The organism is Bradyrhizobium sp. Kon56, from assembly GCF_055807635.1.
Map to the genome: position 1 here is coordinate 1 of NZ_JBVVOU010000675.1, position 231 is coordinate 231.

1 pseudogene is annotated in these 231 nt (G+C 73.6%); it reads right to left on the minus strand.

The features are described 5' to 3' along the window. Window positions 1-231: pseudogene (locus tag AC0L3B_RS40480) on the minus strand (glycosyltransferase family 4 protein); the annotation flags it as partial.

A 231-nucleotide genomic window follows, 5' to 3' on the forward strand; every position in this document is an offset into this window, starting at 1 on the left:
CGAGCGCGCGCCCTTCAGCCTCGCCGCCGCCGCGACTGCGTAAGGCAGCATGAACGGTGCGGTGACGGTGAGCACGACGTCGCCTCGCCTCAACTCCCGTGTCAACGCCAGGAACGTGCGCACCGCGAACAGCAGCTCGGAGGCGCCGCGCCGCACCAGCGCGGCCTTGCCCGCCATGCGGTTCTTGACGGCGACGACCCGCGGCTTGCCCGGGCCGGTCTGCGAGGCCGG